The organism is Arenibacter sp. 6A1 (assembly GCF_012272855.1).
Taxonomy (GTDB): domain Bacteria; phylum Bacteroidota; class Bacteroidia; order Flavobacteriales; family Flavobacteriaceae; genus Arenibacter.
In genome coordinates, this window is the sequence record NZ_JAAXCQ010000039.1 from 1 (window position 1) to 4,231 (window position 4,231).

The window sequence follows — 4,231 nt, forward strand, 5'->3', positions numbered from 1 at the left end:
AGCTAATTGCCCGGCCCGTGTTTTCGATTTTTATTCAATATTCCCGATCTGTCGCCAGATCAGAAATACGCTGTCTTTACAATATGTCTATGAACTTTTTATTCTTTCTCGTTTGCCTTATTTCCTAAAGCGGCTGCAAATATACAGCTTCTTTTTTATATCACAGATGATTTTTAGAAAAAATTAACTTTTTTCTTTTTTTTCTTAACCGATAACGGAAACAAAACTCAATGAACATGGCGCTCTGAACGCCTTTTCCGTTTGCTCGGCATTGCCTCGCTAGCGGACGGCAAAGGTACGCCTCTTTCTAAAACTGGCAAGGTTTTTTTTGAAAGATTTTAATATTATTTTCAGAAGTGTTTTCAACTGCTTACACACCTAAACTGCTTGAAAACCAAAAATTGATCAGCAATAAACAATGACTTTCGTTATTAATTAGCTTCTTGCTCGCTCCGCGAAGTCTCACGACTTCGCAGAACAGGCCATCCTATATATAAGGATAGCATTGGATGTGTTTAAAATATGGCCGCCACGCTGTTCCTTTCTAGTACGGGCACGAGCGTGACGCTCGCGCCAGCGATCGGCGTTCAACTGTCCTATATATAAGGATAGGTTAAGTCAACTGTGAACAGTAAATAAAGTTAACATTGAAATCAGTCAGATTCACGGAATACTCTGTACGGGCAAGAGCGTGACGCTCGCGCCAGCGATCGGCGTTCAACTGTCCTATATATAAGGGTAGTTTAAGTCTACTGTGAACAGTAAATAAAGTTAACATTGAAATCAGTCAGCTTCGTCCTCAACTAAGTCTTTCGCAGCATACAACATTTCGAAACTTTAACTATATAATGCACCGCAAAGTCGGGAGACTTTGCGGAACAGGACTTTGCGGAACAGGCCATTTTCGGAACAAATCATCTACTTTAAACAATTGTTACATTTTCACATTGTAAAAGCGTTAGGGATTGCAGCGGCATCCTTTTTTAGAGGGCCGCGGGACCTTTAAAAAAGATACAGCGGAAAGCCCGACCCGATAGGGGAACGCCCAACAAAAAATCACTAAGAATTAGCCCTATAGTTTGCATTATCTTCTTAATTAATAAATTAAAGCCGATCACGTCTCCTTTAAGAAAACGAAATTATGAGAAATCCTCCTTTTCTTACGAACTAAAAGCTAGTTAACACATTGTCTTTTCGTACATAAAATCATACTATGCTATTTAATTTCAGAATTTTCTTATTTACTAATACTCTATTTATTACATGTTTTATGGTAATACATCGAAAATATTATCACATCTCTAAATAATTATATACATTTTTAGTATCCTAACCATTTATAATTGAACAAGTTATTATCACCTTGCCTTTTTATATGCTGTGCCTTTTGCTTTTCCCAAAATATCGATTTCGATAAACTCGGCAAAGAAAAATGGCTCCGATACAACGGTGGTATTTCCTCTAATGTCGTGTATTACGATGGTTTGGCCAACCGCCAAGATATTACCTACTACCTTACGGGAAACTTGAATTTTAATATTGCCGGATTATACCAAATTCCACTTTCCTTCACCTACTCTAACCAAGATTTTAATTTTCCGAATCCATTTAATTACAATAGACTAAGCCTACACCCCTCTTACAAATGGGCCACCGCCCATATCGGTGATGTCAGTATGTCTTTTTCGCCCTATTCTTTAAGCGGTCATCAGTTTACGGGAGCAGGTTTTGATATCGCCCCCGAGGGAAAATTTAAGATTAGCGGAATGTACGGCCGCTTATTAAAGGCCACGGAATACAATGAGGATGCACCCAATGCCCTTACCGCCTACCAACGGAAAGGGGTTGGATTAAAAACGTCCTACGATTTTGACTTCATGAACCTTGGCATTATTTTATTTAAAGCCAAGGATGATATAAATTCCCTTGAAAACCCATACCCAACAAGTGTTGGACTCTCGCCGAAGGACAATGCAGTATTATCTTTTGAGTCTACTTTTAAGGTGTTTGATAAAGCACAAATACACTTAGAATATGCCATATCAGGAATTACGGAAGACAGTAGACTTACAGAAAAAGCGTCGAAAAAAGGGATACTTGCTTTTCTATTAGAAGAAAATATTAGCACCAAGTACTATAACGCCATCAATGCCTCCTTTGATTATCCCGTAGGCCAAGGAAGTATGGGTGTAGGTTATGAACGTATTGATCCGGATTACAAAACACTAGGAGCTTATTATTTTAATAATGATTTGGAAAATATTACCATTAATGCCAATCAAAATTTATTTAATGACAAAGTAAACCTTGCGGTAAATGCTGGACTGCAACAAGACAACCTGAACAATGCAAAATCGTCTAACCAACAACGCATTGTCAGCGCTATAAATCTAAATTATAACGCTTCAGAACGCATGGGTATCAATGCTTCCTATTCTAATTTTCAGTCCTATACCAATATTAAAGACCAATTTAATTACATCAACCAGGTCAGTGATTTTGACAATATAGACACCCTGAATTACCGCCAAGTTTCTCAAACGGCAAATCTGGGAATTAATTACCTCTTTAAAAAAACAGCTCACAAACAAGATGGTATTAATTTTAATATAGTTTACCAGAATTCTGATAACCAACAAGAGGGAAACACTATTGCAGGCGGAAAAAATGCGTTTTATAATGGTACCGCCTCATACACCCTAACATATCCTGAAGAAGCTCTACAAATTTCCCTGGCAGCCAACACTTCCTATAATACCATCGGGGACACCGATAATAGCTTTACAGCAGGACCTACATTTACGATCGGAAAACAGTTTTTTAATAAAAAATTACGCACCAACCTCTCTAGTTCTTACAACAAATCTTACAGTAATGGAACGCAACAAAATCAGGTTTTTAATATACGCTTAGGCGGCAATTACCTTTGGAAGCAAAAACATCATTTTACTCTAAACATATTAACGCTTACCAGAAAAACATCTTTAGCCAACGCTAGCGACCTAACCGCTACCTTAGGATATAGGTATACCTTTGATAATTTAAAATTAAGCTTACCTCGGGGTCAAAGAAATCAAAAAACAAATACTTCTGAACTGCTGATAAAATTCAGATATCGTAACGTTTCTTATTCGGGAACTATTCCGGAGATCAATCGCCAATTAACCTCCGTATTCCAGAGTGACTCTTTTGAAAATATTCCTGTTTTTAAAAAGGACGAACTTTCAATATTGCTAGCTACGGCCAAAGCACAAAAAAAGGAAATCCCGTACACCCAAAATGCGCTAATATTTTTAAATGCGCTTTACGCCTATGGTGACTTTCAAGAAGTTTTTAATGAAGCTGTCTTCACTGTTATTGAAAAGCTTAAAAGCGATATGCAGAAAGTTGATATGGCCCTTGAAAATTTATTTGTGATTAAAAAATTAGAGGCAGACCAACACCCTTTACACAACAAACAAGTATCGGATTACAAGGAAGAAGACAGGCAATTACGCCCCCAGTACGATACACTACTTGCGGAAAGACAAGAACGTTTAGAAAAATTAGTTGGACATCGTTGGATGGAAAAAGAATTTACTGCATTTACTTCTATAGATGAGATTAAACAAACTACTGGATTGTTAAAGGAATTTAAAGACCAACAAAGCACTGGCTGTTTTAAGTTGTACGACAAAATGCAGGATATAAATGAATTGGAGCAGTATATAGAAATACAACTCATAGATTTTTACTATAAAAAATCATTGGGAATCGTGAATCCCGACAGTTTTGAACTGATTTATATCAATAAAAAATAACTCTAATTACCCCCCTCCCCTAGGCCTTTAGATTGCAGTCTCAAAATATTTTTCTGTTCAGGCACGAGGTCGACGTTAGCGCCAGCGATTGGGGCGAAACAATTTTAAAGGATACTAATGGGTTCATGTAACAATTAAACAATATGCAAATGTAACAATGGATCTTGAACCGCGGTCTTTGCGAGGACTTAGGACGAGGCAAGCTATTGTTGTTTTCCGTATGCTTCTTGAGATTACTTCGCTGCGTTTGCATTGACGCTACATAGAAGAAGGATTTGGCGGTATGGTTATTTTATTACTATTGAAACTTTGAGGTAGGAATGCCCCTCAAAGTCGGGAGACTTTGCGGATCTACTTTGCGGAAGGGCAAAAAAAAAGTCCCTTCATTTTCATGAAGGGACTCTTAAAAAAAGGCGGCGGCCTACTCTCCC

At 37.7% G+C, this 4,231-nt stretch carries 1 protein-coding gene; it reads left to right on the forward strand.

Features of this window, described 5'->3' with window-relative positions; genetic code table 11:
• Nucleotides 1-1,343: 1,343 nt before the first annotated feature.
• Nucleotides 1,344-3,800, forward strand: coding sequence for a TonB-dependent receptor (locus HCG49_RS18275; protein WP_168470921.1), 2,457 nt, complete (start codon nt 1,344-1,346; stop codon nt 3,798-3,800).
• The last annotated feature ends 431 nt before the right edge of the window (nt 3,801-4,231 follow it).